At 66.4% G+C, this 16,424-nt stretch carries 19 protein-coding genes; 3 read left to right on the top strand and 16 right to left on the bottom strand.

Annotated features, from left to right (window positions below; translation table 11 throughout):
- From MXC99_RS06005 to MXC99_RS05930, 16 genes are all read right to left on the bottom strand, one after another.
- A complete protein-coding gene (locus MXC99_RS06005; RefSeq protein WP_247724591.1) occupies window positions 1-1,890 on the bottom strand; it encodes a TonB-dependent receptor plug domain-containing protein in 1,890 nt (629 codons plus the stop codon).
- A gap of 252 nt (window positions 1,891-2,142) precedes the next feature.
- A complete protein-coding gene (locus tag MXC99_RS06000; protein ID WP_247724590.1) occupies window positions 2,143-2,844 on the bottom strand; it encodes a sulfate/molybdate ABC transporter ATP-binding protein in 702 nt (233 codons plus the stop codon).
- 12 nt (window positions 2,845-2,856) lie between these two features.
- Window positions 2,857-3,528, bottom strand: coding sequence for a molybdate ABC transporter permease subunit (gene modB / locus MXC99_RS05995; protein WP_247724589.1), 672 nt, complete (start codon window positions 3,526-3,528; stop codon window positions 2,857-2,859).
- Window positions 3,529-3,546: 18 nt separating this feature from the next.
- Complete coding sequence (modA, locus tag MXC99_RS05990) at window positions 3,547-4,308, bottom strand: molybdate ABC transporter substrate-binding protein (RefSeq protein ID WP_247724588.1); 762 nt, start codon at window positions 4,306-4,308, stop codon at window positions 3,547-3,549.
- A 189-nt stretch (window positions 4,309-4,497) separates the two neighbouring features.
- Window positions 4,498-4,899, bottom strand: coding sequence for a TIGR03757 family integrating conjugative element protein (locus MXC99_RS05985; protein WP_244857204.1), 402 nt, complete (start codon window positions 4,897-4,899; stop codon window positions 4,498-4,500).
- Between the two features lie 230 nt (window positions 4,900-5,129).
- Window positions 5,130-5,624, bottom strand: a complete 495-nt coding sequence (radC, locus tag MXC99_RS05980) for a RadC family protein (RefSeq protein WP_169202986.1) — start codon at window positions 5,622-5,624, stop codon at window positions 5,130-5,132.
- Window positions 5,625-5,819: 195 nt separating this feature from the next.
- Window positions 5,820-6,563 (bottom strand): thioredoxin domain-containing protein, encoded by a 744-nt coding sequence (locus MXC99_RS05975; protein ID WP_247724587.1) that lies wholly within the window; start codon window positions 6,561-6,563, stop codon window positions 5,820-5,822.
- Between the two features lie 13 nt (window positions 6,564-6,576).
- Window positions 6,577-9,465: a conjugative transfer ATPase gene (locus MXC99_RS05970; protein WP_247724586.1), complete on the bottom strand. Its 2,889-nt coding sequence runs from the start codon at window positions 9,463-9,465 to the stop codon at window positions 6,577-6,579.
- On the bottom strand, window positions 9,465-9,899 hold the full coding sequence (locus tag MXC99_RS05965; protein ID WP_247724585.1) for a TIGR03751 family conjugal transfer lipoprotein: 435 nt from the start codon (window positions 9,897-9,899) through the stop codon (window positions 9,465-9,467). Before MXC99_RS05965 ends, MXC99_RS05970 begins: the two co-directional genes overlap by 1 nt.
- Entirely contained in the window at window positions 9,880-11,310 is a 1,431-nt protein-coding gene (locus MXC99_RS05960) for a TIGR03752 family integrating conjugative element protein (protein ID WP_247724584.1), read from the bottom strand. Before MXC99_RS05960 ends, MXC99_RS05965 begins: the two co-directional genes overlap by 20 nt.
- Entirely contained in the window at window positions 11,300-12,214 is a 915-nt protein-coding gene (locus tag MXC99_RS05955; RefSeq protein ID WP_247724583.1) for a TIGR03749 family integrating conjugative element protein, read from the bottom strand. The genes MXC99_RS05960 and MXC99_RS05955 overlap by 11 nt, the downstream gene beginning before the upstream one ends.
- The gene (locus MXC99_RS05950; protein ID WP_010792125.1) at window positions 12,211-12,903 is read right to left on the bottom strand and encodes a PFL_4703 family integrating conjugative element protein; all 693 of its coding nucleotides are present in this window, start codon (window positions 12,901-12,903) and stop codon (window positions 12,211-12,213) included. The genes MXC99_RS05955 and MXC99_RS05950 overlap by 4 nt, the downstream gene beginning before the upstream one ends.
- A complete protein-coding gene (locus MXC99_RS05945; protein ID WP_025298041.1) occupies window positions 12,900-13,310 on the bottom strand; it encodes a TIGR03750 family conjugal transfer protein in 411 nt (136 codons plus the stop codon). Before MXC99_RS05945 ends, MXC99_RS05950 begins: the two co-directional genes overlap by 4 nt.
- 12 nt (window positions 13,311-13,322) lie before the next feature.
- On the bottom strand, window positions 13,323-13,691 hold the full coding sequence (locus MXC99_RS05940) for a TIGR03745 family integrating conjugative element membrane protein (RefSeq protein ID WP_011805412.1): 369 nt from the start codon (window positions 13,689-13,691) through the stop codon (window positions 13,323-13,325).
- Window positions 13,692-13,713: 22 nt separating this feature from the next.
- Window positions 13,714-13,953 (bottom strand): TIGR03758 family integrating conjugative element protein, encoded by a 240-nt coding sequence (locus MXC99_RS05935; protein WP_003294214.1) that lies wholly within the window; start codon window positions 13,951-13,953, stop codon window positions 13,714-13,716.
- Window positions 13,950-14,309, bottom strand: a complete 360-nt coding sequence (locus MXC99_RS05930; protein ID WP_011805413.1) for an RAQPRD family integrative conjugative element protein — start codon at window positions 14,307-14,309, stop codon at window positions 13,950-13,952. Before MXC99_RS05930 ends, MXC99_RS05935 begins: the two co-directional genes overlap by 4 nt.
- A gap of 307 nt (window positions 14,310-14,616) precedes the next feature.
- Between MXC99_RS05930 and mads1 the strand changes: the two genes are divergently transcribed.
- The 3 genes from mads1 (at window position 14,617) to MXC99_RS05915 (ending at window position 16,404) form a co-directional block, all read left to right on the top strand.
- Window positions 14,617-14,814 carry a methylation-associated defense system helix-turn-helix domain-containing protein MAD1 gene (mads1, locus tag MXC99_RS05925; protein WP_177325798.1) on the top strand — a complete coding sequence of 66 codons (198 nt, stop codon included), beginning with the start codon at window positions 14,617-14,619 and terminating at the stop codon, window positions 14,812-14,814.
- Window positions 14,815-14,880: 66 nt separating this feature from the next.
- Window positions 14,881-15,924 carry a DNA cytosine methyltransferase gene (locus tag MXC99_RS05920; protein WP_212181388.1) on the top strand — a complete coding sequence of 348 codons (1,044 nt, stop codon included), beginning with the start codon at window positions 14,881-14,883 and terminating at the stop codon, window positions 15,922-15,924.
- A 21-nt stretch (window positions 15,925-15,945) separates the two neighbouring features.
- Window positions 15,946-16,404 carry a very short patch repair endonuclease gene (locus MXC99_RS05915; protein WP_247724582.1) on the top strand — a complete coding sequence of 153 codons (459 nt, stop codon included), beginning with the start codon at window positions 15,946-15,948 and terminating at the stop codon, window positions 16,402-16,404.
- Window positions 16,405-16,424: the final 20 nt, after the last annotated feature.

Below are 16,424 nucleotides of genomic sequence, written 5' to 3'. Positions count from 1 at the left end.
TCAGAACCGGTAGTCCAGACTGGCGAACCACATGCGCCCCGGCGCAGGAAAGCCCGCCTCGAGTTCGTAGTTCCGGTCGGTGACGTTGTTGACCCGCAGCTCGGCGGACAGGTCCTTCATCGGCCGCCAGACCATCTTGAGATTCAGCGTGGTGAACCCGTCCAGCTTTACCGTATCGCTGGCCCAGCGGCCGCTGTCATGCTCGGCGAAGGCGATCATGTCCACCGCCGCCGCAGCTCGCCACAGCGCATGCAGGATGATCTTCGTCTCCGGGATGTTCGTCAGCCTGGTCGCTGGATCGCTGACGTTCTCCACATCCATCCAGGTCGCGTTGCCGCCGATCTCCCAGCGCGCGCCGAGCGGTGTCTTGAGGCCAAGCTCGATGCCCTTGATTCGCGCCTTTCCGACGTTCTGCATCTGGCATTGGTTGGCGGCGCTGCAGCTGGCCGCGCCATTCAGGTTGACGCTCTGGATCTTGTCCTCGATATCGCTCCAGAAGATCGCGGCGTCCGCCTGGGCACCGGCCCAGGGCTGCCCTTGGTAGCCGATCTCGTAGTTGCGCGCCTGCTCGGCCTCGAGGTCCGGGTTCTCGATGAAACGGCCCAGGCGGATGGAGTAGCGATCCTTGAGGGTGGGCAAGCGGGTCTTCTCTGCCACGGTCGCGTACAGGCGCGCCGTGGGCGTCAGATCGTAGAACAGGCCGATCTGCGCATCGGTGGCGCGCTGGCGACGCGGCAGGGTGAAGGAGCCACCGTTGCTGAACACCTTTTCCGGTTCGAGTTCGTGATGGGCCAGGCCGATTGACAGCAACGTCTTGTCACCGATCGAGATGCCGTCCTCGACCGACAGCGAGCGCAGGGTGTCCTCGAAATCCGCGCCCAGGGCATCGTCACCGTCGCGCTCCTCATGCCGGTCGCTCTTCGTCTGGGCGACGAAGCGCACCAGATGGCCCTCGAAGCGCCGCGACTCGAGTTCCACAGCGCCGCCATGGGTCTTGTCGTGATAGATGCTGCGGCCGGTGGACACGCTGCCGGATCCGCTCGTCTTGAGCGTGGCGTAGGTCGCGTCGGTGTAGCTGTTCACCTCGTTGTCGAACCAGTCGGCAAAGAGGCGCAGCTTCAGCGTCTCATGCGCACCCAGCGCGGTGCGCGAGACGAAGTACAGGCTCTCCTTGTCCCAGTATGGCCACTGCCAGTAACGCGCGGCGGTCGGGTCGGTCGACGGCGGCTGGCCCTTCTCGCCGTCCTGCTTGATGTAGGTCAGCGCGTATTCGTCGCCGCCTCCGGGGGTCAGGCCCAGTTTCAACGAGGCCTTGCTGTCCTTGTAGTAGGCGTTGTCGCGCCGGCCGCCGTCCTCCGTCGCGGTCGGCCTGAAATCGTCGGACAGCCTGAAGCCATCGGCTTCGCGATGGGCAACGCCGGCCTGCACGTACCAGACGCCCTGGTTGCTGCCGAGATTGACCGCCGCCCGGCGGGCACCATCCTCGCCGAAACCGATGCTCGCGTCACCCTCGAAGGCCTTGCCCGGCTTGCGCGAGATCAGGTTGATGGCGCCGCCCAGCGTGTTGGGGCCGTAGGCCACGGAGCTGAACCCCTTGGCAACCTGTATCGCGGCGAGATCGCCGGTGTCGAAGCGACCAAAGTCGACATATCCGTCATAGGGCACATAGACCGGGATGCCGTCGATGAACAACGGCGCCTGGCGCGGATCGTAGCCGCGCAGGTAAACCGTCTGCTCGTTGCGCGAGTTGGTCGACACCGTCACCCCGGAGAGCAGGTTGACGGCTTCGCCCACGGTTTCGCGGTTGAACGTCTGGATGTCCTCGCGCGTGACCACCGAGGAGACTTGCTCCGGCGCGATCTCGCCGAGAGCGAGACGCGGAGCCGTCACCTGGATGGCGCCCAGTTCGAACGGCGTTGCGCCGCGCCCTTCCTGTGCCCATGCCGCCGTGGAGCCACTCGCAACGGCGACAGCCGTCGCCAGTGCAACCCGCCGCGTTCGTGGAAAGGATGGATTTCTCGGTGGCCTGAACATCAGTATTTCTCCCCTGGTTCGCAATAGCGACTTGTATATAGCGAATAGCAAAAAAATGGCGGCACCTTCCCCAGGCCGCTGTTCAGGTGGCGAAGCCGAATGAACGGCTCACGCATGCAGGACCTCTAGCGCCCCTTCCTCGGCCTCGACGGCGAAGCGCCCGTCTTGCAGGCTCAGGACGTGATCGCCGAAGACCACCGCGTCTTCCGGGTCATGCGTGATGAGCACCATCGGCACCTGCAGCCGCTGCTGGAGTTCTCCCAACTCCTCGCGCATCGCAATGCGCAAGGTCGGATCGAGTGCGGCGAAAGGTTCGTCCAGCAGGAGGGCGCGCGGTCTCGCCACCAAGGCCCGTGCCAGCGCAGTGCGCTGGCGCTGCCCACCCGACAGTTCGGCAGGGAACTGATGAGCAAGATGGGCGAGTTGGAACGCATCCAGCCAGTACTCGACCGTTTCGTGCCGGACATGCGCCAGCGGGTTGAACCACCCTCGCGTCAGCCCAAAGGCAATGTTCTGCCGCACGGTCAGGTGCGGAAACAGGGCATAGTCCTGGAAGACGTAGGCCACTTCTCTCCCCTGGGGCGGCAGATGAATGCCTTTTGCAGCGTCGAACAGTACCTTCCCGTCAAGGCGAATATGGCCAGAATCCGGGCGCAGCAAGCCAGCGATGGCCTTGAGCGTCAGGCTCTTGCCCGAACCGGACGGGCCTAGGATCACGATACGCTGGCTACCGGATTGAAGACGTACATCGAGATGGAACACCCGCTGGCCGGACCGCAGGGTCTTGCGAATGTCCAGGTCAAGCTGCATCGCGCGGCCTCCCTAGGGGCTGGCAACGCGGCCGGGAGCAAGCCGCCCCGCCGCCAGCAACACCACCACGCACACCACCGAAGTGATGAGCACGAGCAGGTTGGCGGTATCGTCCTGTCCGGCCTGGACCGCTTCGTATACCGCCACCGACAGCGTTTGTGTCTTGCCGGGAATACTGCCGGCCACCATCAAGGTCGCACCGAACTCGCCCAGTGCACGGGCAAAGGCCAGCAGCAAGCCGGCCAAGATGCCACGCCACGCCAGCGGCAAGGTGACGCGGAAGAATACGGCGACCTCGGGGATACCCAGCACCCGGGCAGCCTGCTCCAGTTGCCCGTCCACGGCCTCGAAGGCTGCGCGGGCGGGCTTGAACACGAGCGGGAAAGCCACGATGGAGGCCGCGATCACCGCGCCCTGCCAAGTGAAGATCAAGTTGATCGCGAACTGCTCGTGCAACCACGCCCCCAGCCAGCCACGCCGCCCGATCATCACCAGCAGGTAATAGCCCAGCACGGTCGGAGGCATCACCATTGGCAGTGTCAGCAGCGTGTCGAGCAGATCTCGCCCGGGGAAGCGCGTGCGCGCCAGCAGGTAACCCACGGCAACGCCTAGCACCAGGTCGATCGCCGTAGCCCAGCCGGCGACCTTCAATGAGAGGGCCAGCGCCGTCCATGCCGACTCCATGTGTTGTCGAGACCCGGCTCACGGCTTCTGGAAGCCATACTTGCCAAGGATCGCCTGCCCGGTCGGCGACAGCACGAAGGCAACGAATCGTTGGGCTTCCTCGGCGTTCGTACTCCCCACCGTCCGCGCAATCGGATACGCGATCGCGACATCCAGCGGCACTTCGAAAGCCACGCGCACCTTGTCTTTCATGACCGCTGCGTCAGTTGCATAGACAAAACCCGCATCCACCTCGCCACGCGCCACGTAGTCGAGCGACTGGCGAACGTTCTGGGTGCTGATCGCCTTTGACGAAACGTCGGACCACAGCTTGGCCGCCTCCAGCGCATGCTTGGCATACCGACCGATGGGAACGCTCGCGGGGTTGCCAATGGCGACCCTCTGCACAGCGGGCTGCATCAGGTCATCCAGGCGACCGAGGGACTGCCTGCTGTCACCGGGGACCACCAGTACGAGGGCATTACGGGCAAAGTCTTGCCGCGCCGCGCGGACAACCAAGCCCTGCGCCTCCGCCATGTCCATCGTCTCTTGGTCCGCAGAGGCGAAGACATCGACAGGCGCACCCTTGGCCATTTGCTGCAGCACCGCACCGGATGAGCCGAAATTCAGCAGGACCCTTGAGCCGGGATGCTGCGCCTCATAGCGCTGGGCAACGTCCTTGAAGGCGTTCGTCAGGCTGGCGGCGGCAGACACCGTCACCTCGCCGGCATGCGCCAGGCCGGTCGCGACGACGGCGGCGAGCACGACAAGGCCTTTTTTCACGGAAGTGGGAGTCAACACGGCGGTCTCATGGGCATGTTTTCGAAAGCGCAATATACACTTGGATATTGCGCTTTCGAATTGATATACATCAAAGGCTCGGCTGGATCCAGGATGACGATCGGCCCACACCATCAAAATGAGGTACTTCCCCTCCAAATTGGCCCCCCGGATCGACACCGAACCGCGATGGCACCGAGTGCAGTTGATTCATGGTCGAGCCCTCCGATGGACTTCGATGGACGCTACGGCCCGGCTGACCTCCGGGTCGCCGTAGACCACATAGCGACGGTCGACCACGATCGCGGGAATCTTGACGACGCCCAGTCCCCAGGACTCGGCGACGCCTTGGTAGGCGCGTCCGATTCGGTGTTGGAGTTCCTCGCCTCCTTCGCGGAGGCGCTGCTGTATGACGGCCGCGGCCCTCACAGGATCGGAGGGCAGCCCCGCAGCCAGCTCGGCCTCGAGGCGAGCCGGCAAATCGAGTTCGATGACGCGCGCCTCGGCGGTCGGCTGCACGGGATGATGGCTGTCGGTGACGACAAGCACATCGGCCACGGCGAGCGGGCAGAACAAAGCCATGCACAGCCACGTAATCGCCGCGGCAGTCATGGGTCGCCACGAGGCGAGGGATGGAAGTAAGCGAAGGGGTGGAGCCGGCATATTGCGCCTCCGTGGTGTCGATGCGGGTCGTAGTCGAATTCAAGGGCGTCCGCGGAGCGACAGAGAATCCGAAGCCGGGATGTCCCGGTTTTGGGGGAGCGCTGTCGAAAGAAGGGGAGCCCGAAGGCTCCCATGGGGATGAACGGCGCATGCCGAGGCTACGAAGTGAACTGGCGCTGCTACAGCAGACCGGCTTCGGCGAAGGAGAATGGGCTGCCCTTGCCGACGATGAAGTGGTCCAGCACCCGGACATCGACGGTGGCCAGGGCGCTCTTCAGCCGCTCGGTGATCGCACGATCAGCGGCCGAGGGCTCGGTGTTCCCCGAGGGGTGCTGATGCGCCAGGATCAGCGCCGAAGCGTTGAGCGCCAGCGCACGCTGGACCACCACCCTCGGATACACCGAAGTCTGGTCGACCGTGCCCTTGAACAGCGGCTCGAAGGCGAGCACCTGGTGCTGGTTGTCCAGAAACACGACGGCGAAGATTTCGTTCGGCTCCGCGACCAGTTTCAGGCGCAGGTAGTCGCGCACGGCGGCGGGACTGCCCAGCGCCGGACCGGCCTTGAACACGCGGTTCTCCAGCAGGGTGATGGCCTGCCGGATGATCCAGTCTTCGTGCTGGGCGGCGATCAGGGTGAGCGACTCCGGGCGGGAGTCGGCGATGACAAGAGACATGGCGAACCTCCAATGGATGAGATCGGAGGGCGCCTGCCCCTGGAGGGCAAACCCTCCTGGGGACGATGGGGATGGAACGGGTGACGAGCGGGCATCCACCACCGCGGATGCGGTGGCTGTTCGCGTCAAGGGATGCGATGCGAACGGGTTTCGATCAACGCGGACAAGCCGCGCCGCAGCCTTGAAGATCGATGGCTACCTGGGCATGTCACCGGCAACGCCGGCGGGCATGTCTGGGGAATGGGCGGGTTCGGCTACGGTCGTGCTGCCGGCGGCGAGCAGGTCGATAGCCGACAGCAAGGCATCGCCTTCGACGGGACCGTGCAGCAGGAGGGTCTTGCCGGACTCGCGGTCGCGCAGTTGCAGGGCCGGCGTGGCCGCGATGCCCTGTTGTGCTGCTTCCACCGCCTGGGCACGGATGACGGCATCGGGGCGCTCGCTGTCGAGACAACCCTGCATGGCTGGTGTGAGGTCGGGATAGCGCAGGCCTTCCGGCAGGCCCTGGCCGTCGCCACGGGTGTTCGCGTAGAGCCAGGCCACGGCCTGCCAAAACGCGGCGTGTCCGCCCGTCTCGCCCGCGCACTCGGCCAAGCGCGCCCCGGCAGTCGCGGCCGGCTCGTGCATGGACAGCGGCAGGTGGTGCCACTGCCAGTTCACCTCGGGATGGGCGTCGATCCAGCGCTTGAGCGCGGGGAAGTAGGCCCGGCAGTACGGACACTCCAGGTCGGCGTACCCGACCACCGTGAAGCGCGCATCGGCACGGCCATACAGCCAGGGCGGGCCGGCCGGTTTCGGCGCTTCGGACCCGGCGGCGACCAGGGACATGGACTCGGTTGCCGGATGCGGCGCGCGCAGCAGCATCCACGAGGCCACCGCAATCGTTGCCACGATCAGCAGACCGATCCGGGGATGACGGCGGGCGAAGGAAGGCATGCGCATCGTGTCGCTCCCGTCAGGCCAACGTGTCCAGCGCCAGAGGTTCGATGCCCCGCGCACGGTCGATCTTCTCGGCCACGCGGAAGGCGGCATCCAGCTCGCTGATGCCGTGCTGCTGCATCAACTGGAAGCGTTCGGCCTTCTCCTCGGGCTCGGTCATCGCCATCGCCAGGTAGAGGCTGGGCGGCACAGCGCGGAACAGCACTTCCATCGACTTGGACAGGATGACGCCCTCGCTGAACTTGCCGGCCTCCTTGCGGGCCGAAAGCATCAGCGCCTTCTGCGAAGCGTTGAGTTCGCGGAAGCGCGCGATCTTCTCGACTTCATCGGGCGGCATCGACAGGCAGATCCACCACTCGATCATGTTGAGCATGGGCTCGGCCGCTTTCGGCAGGTCGTCCAGGTTCTGCGTGGCGAGCCAGAACCAGGCGCCGAGCTTGCGCCACATCTTGGTGATCTTGACCACGTAGGGCGCGAGCAGTGGGTTCTTCGTGATGATGTGGCCTTCGTCCGTCACGTTGATGATCGGGCGGCCCAGGAACTGGTCGCGCTCGGCGATGTTGTTGACGGTGTTGATGAGCGAGATGTAGGCAATCGAGAGTTGGGCGTTGTAGCCCTCGCGCGCGAAGGTGGCCAGGTCCACGATGGTGATGTCCGCCTCGGGCCACGGCGTGCCGGACCGGTCGAACATCTCGCCGTCCACGCCTTGGCAGAACATATCCATGGCGTCGGCCATCTCCAGCAGCCGTGCGCGCCGCATCTCCGGCAGCGTGGCGTCGCGGGCGCGCTCGCGCAGCGCGTCGCGCACATCGCGCGTGAGCACCGTGCGTCTGTCCGCCACGCAATGCTGTGCCGCATCGAGAATGCACTGGCGGATCAGGCTGCGGTCGGCGCGCGTCATGCGCGCTTCTTCCTTGTCCTCGCCGCCGGTGATCATCAGTCGTGCAGTGATCTCCAGCTCGCCGAGCACGTCGCGCTGCTCGTCGCCTTCCACGGCCATGCCGGCATCGGCCTGGTCCTCGTCGAGCGCATCGGCGTCCAGCGTCTGTACCTGACTCGGCGTATCGACCAGGCGCCAGGCGTCGGCGAACGGAGCCAGACTGACGCCCGCGCCCGGCGCGAGCTTCACCCGATGCACGGTGAGGCCCAGCCGTGCCGCGAAGTCGCCGAACAGGCCGAAGCTGTTGCCGGCCTCGACGATGAACAGGCGCGGCCGATAGATCGCCGTCACCTGGTTCAGGATGTTGTTGAGCGTCGCGCTCTTGCCCGAACCCGTCGGGCCGAACAGGAACAGATGCGCGTTCATCTGCCGGTCGAGGCGGTTCAACGGATCGAAGGTGATCGGACCGCCGCCGCGGTTGAAGAACGTGATGCCCGGATGCCCCGTGCCCTGGCTGCGGCCCCAGACCGGCGCCAGGTTCGCCGCGTGTTGCGCGAACATGAGCTGGGTGTACCACTGGCGCTTGTCGGCCGCCGGATCGAACACACACGGCAGCCAGCGCAGATAGCTGTTCAGCGGCGCCACCTCGTCCTCTTCGCGTACCGGTTGCAGACCGGCGTTGAGCATCACGTTGACGAGCTGCAGGCCGCGCGCATCGAGCTGGGCCAGGTCGCGGCCGCGCAGGTAGAACGCCAGCGCGCCGCGGTAGAGCTTGTGCGCGCTGCCGATCAGGCCGCGCGCCTGCTGCACGTCCTGCCGGGCCTGCTCCGAGGCCAAGGTCTCGCCGACGGCCTTCCGGGCGAGGTGGTTGAGGTGCGCCTCGAGCACGTCCTGAGGGGTGGCGACCAGCGTCAGGCACATCACCGTGTCCTCGGGCATCTGGTCGAAGAGCGCGTTCATGGCATCGCCACCCTTGCGCGTCTCACCGGTTAGATGGCCGGTTGCCGGCGGCGTGCGCAGGCGATCCATCACGATCACCCGATGCGGCATGCCGTCGAAGAACCACAATCCATTGGACACGTCCGAGCGCGGCTGACCGAAGAACAGCCGTTGCGCGAAGTCGGTGCCGCTGGCGAGTTCGATCTCCCCCTCCTCCCGCTCCTCCGGATAGCGGGTCAGCGCGTAGAAGCGCTCCCGGTCCTCGGCAGTGGCGCCGAGTACGGTGGGATTCGGGTTGAACCAGCGCAGCAGCCAGGCGTGGATGTCCGCCGCGCCGAGACGCCGCGCTTTCACGCCCGCATTTCCCAGCCCGCCGGCGAGGCGGTCGCAGATCGTGGTCAGCGCCAGCTCGGCCGACTGGCCGCGCCGTAGGGTCGGGGTCGCGGACGTGCGGCGGTAGACGACCATGCGCACGCGCCGAACCTGGCCGCGCCACGGCAGGCGCGTCACCGTGCTGTCCTCGAAGAAACCCCCGGGCTTGGCGATGGCCCGCAGGTGATGGGCGAAGAAGCGCAGGTAGAAGTCGCTGAATGCGCTGCCTTGCGCGCGCGGCTGCAGATAGTTCGTCAGCGAGCACAGATAGTTGTCCCAGTTGGCCTCGTCCTGGGCATAGAGCTGCACCACCCAGGGGTTGTCGTCCAACTCGTCGAAGGCGTCCTGCAGGGCGTTCTCCAGCGCATCGCGCGCCTGCCATAGCCAGGCCATCTCGCGGCCCTCGGTACCGACCGGCACCAGCTCGAAGAAGGCCGCGACCGACTGGCCATCTTCCAGCAACATGCACTTGGTGTCGGGCAGGTACTCGACCCAGGGCAGCAGGTCCGCGAACGACGGTGCGACGCCATAGAGCGCATCGTGGTCGGCCTGGGTGGCCGGCCCGCGCCGCCCCCGGCCGAGCGCCCTGCCCGGTTCGGCGACACCCGCTGCCGCCAGAGCCCTTACGTGCCGCGCCCAGGCATCATCGGCCGCATCCACGGCGTCAGCAGGCGATGCGCCGGGCTTGCGTGACCACGGCAGCGACCAGCCCATCAGTAGTCCTCCACGCGCTCGCCCGGCATCGCGTACTGCACGCGCTGGTAGAGCGGAAACACCGTGCTGTAGCCGGGCACCGGCACCGGGTCGGTGCCCGCCAGATGCGGAAACACGTACATCACCAGGTCGGGGTTCGGCAGGCGCCGGAACTGGCGGTAGATCTCGTTCTGCGCCGTACGCGTGTAGCGCGCCTGCACGCGGGGCGCCGCCTGCACATCGGCATCGGCCAGCGGCCGGCGCAGGCCCTGGCGCGCATCGAGCAGTTGCCGCGCAGCTTGGCCCCCGCCCGCGCTGCCGCCGGTCTCCTGATGCCAGATGTCGAGCATGGTGCTGTCGCCGTGCGGCAGCAGCTTCTCCTTGCTGGTGGCGCAGCCGCCGAGCAGGGTGGCCGCTAGCAGCACGGCGGCCGCGTCAATCCAGATCCGAGGCATGGGCTTCTCCGGTGCGGTGGTGGACCCGACGCCCCTTGGCGTCGTAGTCGATGTCGAGCGGCTGCTCCAGATGCACGGCCACTTTGGCGCCGGGCTGCACGTAGACCGCCGCGAAGGCCTGGCCGTAGAGCTTGTTGACCCAATCGGCCATGTCGCGCACGCCGCCCGCAAGGATGCGGCCCATCGCATCAACGCCGCTGATGCCGACGGTGCCCAGCGAGCCGTTGCTGTTGGCGACCACGGCCACGCTGCCGTTGTCGGACTTGATGAGCGAGGCCGCGCCGGCGCCGGCCGCGGTGATGAGCGCCTGGCTGCCCAGGTACTGCTGGGCGTTGCTGCGCCGCTCGCCGCTGACGCAGGGAATGCCGTAGGGGTCGCTGATCCAGCCCAGGCCGCCCTGGATGCTGGCGCCGTTGTGCCCCGAGTTGCCGCCGCTGCTGCCACCCTTGCTGCTGTCCTCCGGCAGCGTGCGGATGGTGCCGTCCTGGAACACGAACGTGACCGAGCGAATCTGGCCGCGCACGCACGACAGGGTCCAGTCGCCCGAGGCCGTGCCGCTGACCACGGCGCCGGCCACGTCGGGGATGTCGATGCCGTTGGCCGTGAGGTTGTCGGGGCCGATCAGCACCTTGAACGGGTACGGGTCGTTGACGGTTCCATCGATCGGCACGCGCCCGATCAGCGCCGTCATGGCAACTGACCCCATGAGCGTCGAGTTCGGCGGCACGGTGTACACGGCCTTCGTGGATGCGCCCACCGCGCGGCGGCCAACGTCGGCGACGGATTCCACCGTGGCCGACAGGCTTTTCTGAGCCGGCCCGAAGCTCAGGGGAAAGCTCCGCTCCTTGCTGCCGTTCTTGGCGTCGACCTTGGCATCGTCGGGCTCGACCCACTGCGTACCACCGACGCCGCGGTTGAAGCGCTTGCCATCACCCTCTTCCAGCCCCAGCCCGACGGGCAGGTCGGACGGGCCACCCTTGCCGGCAAGGCCGTCCAGTTGCCGCTGCAGATCCTGCAGCAGCCCCTGGGTCTGCTGCCTGTCGCTGGCCACCTGGGTGCGCTCCTGCTCCAGGCGGTTGTGCTCGCCTTCCAGCGCGCTCTGCATGCGCTGGTCGATCGCGCTTTCCCGGGCACGCAGGCGCTCGTTCTCGGCCTTGTGCTGCTTGTTGTCGCCGAGCGCGCTCTGCAGCTCGGTGCGCAACTGCTTCACCTGGGCCACCAGCGTGGCGACGGTATCGCGCGGCGTGTCGCCTGCGATGCCCAGGGCTTTCATCTCCTCGGGCGTGAGCGTACTGGCCGCGCCCTTGGGGGCGGGCTGGCCGCCGGGGGCGCCGGAGAACAGTTTGACGCCGACGAACACCAGCAGCACCATCGGGATCAGCAGCCACTTGAGCAGCGGATTACTTTTCATCGCGCGCTCCTCCGGTCGAGCCGGCCGCGGCGGCCGGCGGCAGGTTCGCGGTGGCATCGATCGGGCTCAGCGCCGGCAGCAGCGACTCGGCCAGGCCGTGGCCGCGCGTGACCAGGTAGAGCACCGTGGTGTCGGACGGGGTGCCGGCCGGCCCCAGGTTCGGATGCTGGAAGGTCGCCGCCACGAAGTTCCCCTGCAGGGCGCGCGGGTCGAGGTCGAGCCAACGCGCGGCGGTGTTGGTGAGTCGCACGGCCGTCACCCACTGGTCTTCCAGGCGCCACGCGGCCAATGCCCGCGCGTGCACCGGCAGCGTCGGCAGCAAGGTGTCCAGCGCGAGGTCGCGGCGCAGGTTTACGCGCCCGATGCCGGCGACCGGCTCGACGGTGCGCAGCGGCGCGTACAGGTTCTGCGCGGCATGGCGCGTCAGCACGACCGATACCGGCGTTTCGCGCCGGGGAACGGATTTGTCTGCGGGCGCGTCGGCCTGCTCGTCCGCGCCGCTTGCCGCACCGCCGCCGTAGCGCTTCGCGGGGGCTTCCGCTTCCACGATGCGCACCGGCTCCAGCGGCGCCTGACCGTCCTTCGCCGGCTCGGCGGCGATGTCGAGCAGGATCAGCGCGCCGGATTCCACGTCCTGCAGTTGCAGCCGCGTGGGCGGAATCGGCTCGCTCGCCCGCAGGTAGATCGCGCCGCCGGCACTCTGCACGCGCAGGTGGTCGCCGACGCTGGCCGGCACGCCGACGCGCACATTGCGGTCGATGAAGACCACGCGCTCCTGGCCGACCACCAGCGGCACCGGCAGGGGCAGCCGCTCCCAGCGCAGGATTTCCACGGCCTGGCTGGCCGGCACGACACCGAGGATCAGCAGGACGCCGGCCAGGGCCGACAAGGCAATGGGCTTCATGGGGAGTCTCCCTGCAGATGGCCGGAGGCGTTGGCGGGCGCGCCGGCCTGGGTCGGCGTCGGCGGCGGTTCGATGCGCTGGGGTGCGCCGGCGTAGCAGTCCAGCGCCAAGCCGAAGGGGTTGTGCTCCGGGTCGATGTCCAGCCGGACGACCTTGATGGGGTAGCGCACCAGGGCGCGCTTGACCTGCTCGGAGCCGTAGTATTCGTCCGCGCTCACGTCGAGCGTGACGATCCAATCGCGGTCGGAGACCACCTTGACGCGCGTGGCCGGATCATCGCCGTAGCCGCGGCCGGGAATCTCGTAGATGCCACGCACGCGCTGACGCAGCTCGCCACTGGCGCGCCGGTACTCGTAGTCCTGTTGCAGGAAGGCCCGGCAGCTCGGCGTCAGGTAGGCCGACAGCGCGCGCAGGTTGCGCGGATAGTCTTCTTCGCCGTTCGTGGGCCAGCGCTGTACCTGCTGCCAGATGTAGAACGAGAAGGCATACACGCTCTCGGGCGGCACGTCCCACCACTTGCGCGTGCTGCCCGAGCGCAGGTCCGGCGGCACATGGATGGTGAGACTCTTCGGCGCACTCCACCAGCCGAAGCCGAGCAGCAGCGCCACTACGAACAGCGCGCCGGCCCCCAGACGCAGCGTCTTCACGTGCGCCTGCAGGTGCGCAACCTCGTTCTTGAAACGGCTCATGGCGCACCTCGATCGTCGTTGCGCCGGGTAGTCCAGTAGCCCGAGCGGGTGATGAGGCGCTGCCCGCCCAGGAGTGCCACCAGCGCCGGGTGCCGCAATGCCAGCCGCCACTGGAGCTGCCGGTACAGCCAGGTGTCGGGCCGGCCGCGCTTCTGCGCGCGCAGGAAGCCGCCGCCGACGAAGACGCCCAGCGCGATACCGGCGACGATCAGCGTCGGCACCATGGCGATGCTGTGCGTGAGCCAGGCCAGCGGCAGGCCGAGCGCGAATCCGGCTGCGGCCGACAGGCCGGTGCAGATCCACAACTCGTCGGCGGTCAGCCCGCGCACGACCACCGGCTGGCGGTTCAGCCGGTGCGGCAGGAAGGTCACCAGCGTGTCTTGCGGGGTCTCCGAAGGGACGGCCATCGCTTGCCGCCCTCACAGCACGCCGGTGGCCTTGGTGAGCAGCCAGATGCCGACCACCAGGAGGATCGCGCCCACGGCGACCGTCAGGCCGAACTGTCCCCAGGTGGCGCGGCCGGTGTGGATCTCCGAGTAGCGGGTGTAGGCGTGATAGCAGACACCGACGAACATCGAGGCGACCACGAGCAGCGCGATCAGCAGCACGATGTCGTAGCCGTAGTTCTGCAAGGTCTGCAGGATGCCGCTGCCCTGGCCGCGCGAAGGGTCCTCCATGGTCGGCAGGCCCTGCGCGAAGGCCGACAGCGGCAGGCCCGCGAGCGCCAGCGGCAGCAGCGGTGCGACGATGCGGGACGGAATGCGATGGGATGTCGTTGGCGTGTTCATGGCGTATGGCCCTTCGTGACGGTCAGGAGAGGAGGAAGAACGTCAGCACCAGGTACATCGCCACGAAGCGCACGACGACGGCGAGGAACTGACGTTCGGTGATGCGGTGCTCGGCCCAGCCGACGTAGGCGGTGCGCATGGCCCACACGCCCCACAGCAGCAACACGGCGAACACGAAGCCCAGCACCACGGCAGCGACGGCCGAAGGCGCAAAGCCGCCGTTGGCCTGGAAGGCGGCGACCTGATCGGCAGAGGGCGTCATGGCGATGGCGCCTCGTCGTCGGCGCGGTCGTGGCGGACGTAATCGCCGGCCAACGGGACGGGATCGCGCGGCTGGGCGCGCTGGGGCACGAGGTAGTCCTGCAGGCCGGCGCGAACGCGCTTCAGGTCTGCGCGCAGCCGGGCGTAGTCGAAGTGGTAGCGGGCGCGTTCCTGGGGAGCGGTACTGGCGGCGTGCTCGGCGATGCGGTCGATCAGGTCGAGTTGGCGGGCGAGCGCAGCGAGCTGCTCACGCTCAGGAGCGTCGTCGGCAATGGCGGGCTGCAGGGCCGAGAGCGACACGGCCAGCAGCACGACCAGCGAAGGCCATGCGGATGCGCGGCGGTTGGTCTGTCCCATCGTGCCATTCCTTCCAGCTAAGGCAATGGCGTGATGGTGTGGAAGAGCGGATGTCCATGCTGCAAAGAATCGGAACCGGTGCCGTACCGGATTCCCGGTCTCACCTCCATATGTCAGGCCCGAAGCTTCACGTCATGACTGGCTGCGTCTACATGCTGAGCCCGGGTGAGATATGAGGCCGTCAAGTCCGATGAAATCCGCTCAAACCAGGTCCAATCGGGCTAATTCGGCTGTTCAAGTGGGCCGGTTGATGTAATATCTCAACATTGCCCGTACTCCGCCCCACCCTGTGATGGAAGCTCATGTCATGTCAGATCGCTGGTTGTCGGTCGAGGAGATCGCAGAGTATCTCGGCGTCAGCAAGGACACCGTCTATGCATGGATCAGCAAGCGGAACATGCCGGCTCACCGTATCGGCCGGCTGTGGAAATTCAAGACCGAAGAAGTGGATGAATGGGCCCGTTCTGGAGGGGCGGCGGATGCCGAGAGCAAGGGCAAGGAATGAGGTACTGGTTTGCCATGGGTTTCGCCTACTTCGTTCAAGTATCGAAGTGGAAGCAGGAGATTTGATGTGACAACGATTTCTTGTGTGGATTTGTTCTGCGGAGCGGGCGGGCTGACGCACGGCTTCGTGCTGGAGGGGCTGCCCGTGGTTGCCGGTATCGATCTGGACCCGGCCTGCCGCTTTCCCTATGAAGCCAACAACCAGGCCCGATTCGTCGAACGTGACATCAGCAAGGTCACCGCGTCTGAACTGAAAGCGCTGTTCGGCGACGCCGACTTGACGATTCTCGCGGGCTGCGCACCGTGCCAACCTTTCTCGACCTACGCACAGCGCTACGAACTCGACGGAAAGGATGGCAAGTGGGGCTTGCTGTATGAGTTCGCGCGTCTCGCCAAAGGCGCCAAGCCCGATGTCATCACGATGGAAAACGTCCCTACCGTCGCGAAGCACGAAGTGTTTCATGACTTTGTCGATACGCTGAAACGGCTCGGCTACAACGTTTGGTTTGATGTCGTGGACAGCTCCCGCTATGGCGTGCCGCAGATGCGGCGACGCATGGTGCTGCTGGCATCAAAACATGGTGACATCACGATGATCGAACCGACCCACGAAAAACCGAAGACGGTTCGTCAAGCCATTGGCCGCTTGCGCCCATTGAGTGCTGGTGAAGCGGCTCCGAGGGACAAATTGCACGTCACTTCGACGCTATCGGAAAAGAATCTCAAACGGATCAAGGTATCGAAACCCGGTGGCACCTGGCGCGATTGGCCGGATGATCTGGTCGCCGACTGTCACCGCGCCGAGAGCGGACGCACCTACCCGGGCGTCTACGGCCGCATGGAGTGGGATAAGCCAGCCCCGACCATGACCACGCAGTGCTACGGCTTCGGCAATGGGCGTTTCGGGCACCCGGAGCAAGATCGAGCCATCTCATTGAGGGAGGCCGCGATCCTCCAGAGCTTTCCGCGCGACTACGCCTTCGTGCCGAATGACGGCGAAGTGAGCTTCAAGGCACTGGGGCGACTCATCGGTAATGCGGTTCCCGTCGATCTCGGTCGTGCCATCGCGCGCAGCATCAACACGCATATCGCGTCGGTCGCGGCCCGATGACGAGCTGATGAGGGCCTTCCGATGCCGCGCATTCAGCCCTCGTCCCCCGAGACCAGTCGCCGCATGGCGAAGGTTCGGCAGAAGGGAACCGATGCCGAGATCGCATTGCGAAGAGAGCTTTACCGAAGGGGCCTGCGTTACCGGATCGACTACGAGGTCATGAAGAAACCTCGCCGCGTGGCAGATGTGGCATTTCCGGGTTTGAGGATCGCCGTCTTCGTCGACGGGTGCTTCTGGCACGGGTGCCCCGAGCATGCCACCTGGCCGAAGCAGAACGCCGAGTTCTGGCGGCAGAAGATCGAGACGAATCGCCTCAGGGACGCCGACACGAATTCGAGGCTTCTCGAAGTCGGTTGGACGGTACTGCGATTCTGGGAACACGAGTCCCCGATCGAAGCCACGGAAACCGTCGCACAGGCGGTCGCCATGGCGAGAGCGAAGCACTGCACATCGCCTGCTGGCGCGCACAAGAAGAACTGAACAGGAAGATGGCAGACCGC

Origin of the sequence: Thauera aromatica (assembly GCF_023093595.1) — a bacterium.
Lineage (GTDB): Bacteria > Pseudomonadota > Gammaproteobacteria > Burkholderiales > Rhodocyclaceae > Thauera > Thauera aromatica_A.
Note: the sequence above shows the minus strand (reverse complement) of the source record. Positions and strands in the feature narration are given on the sequence as shown.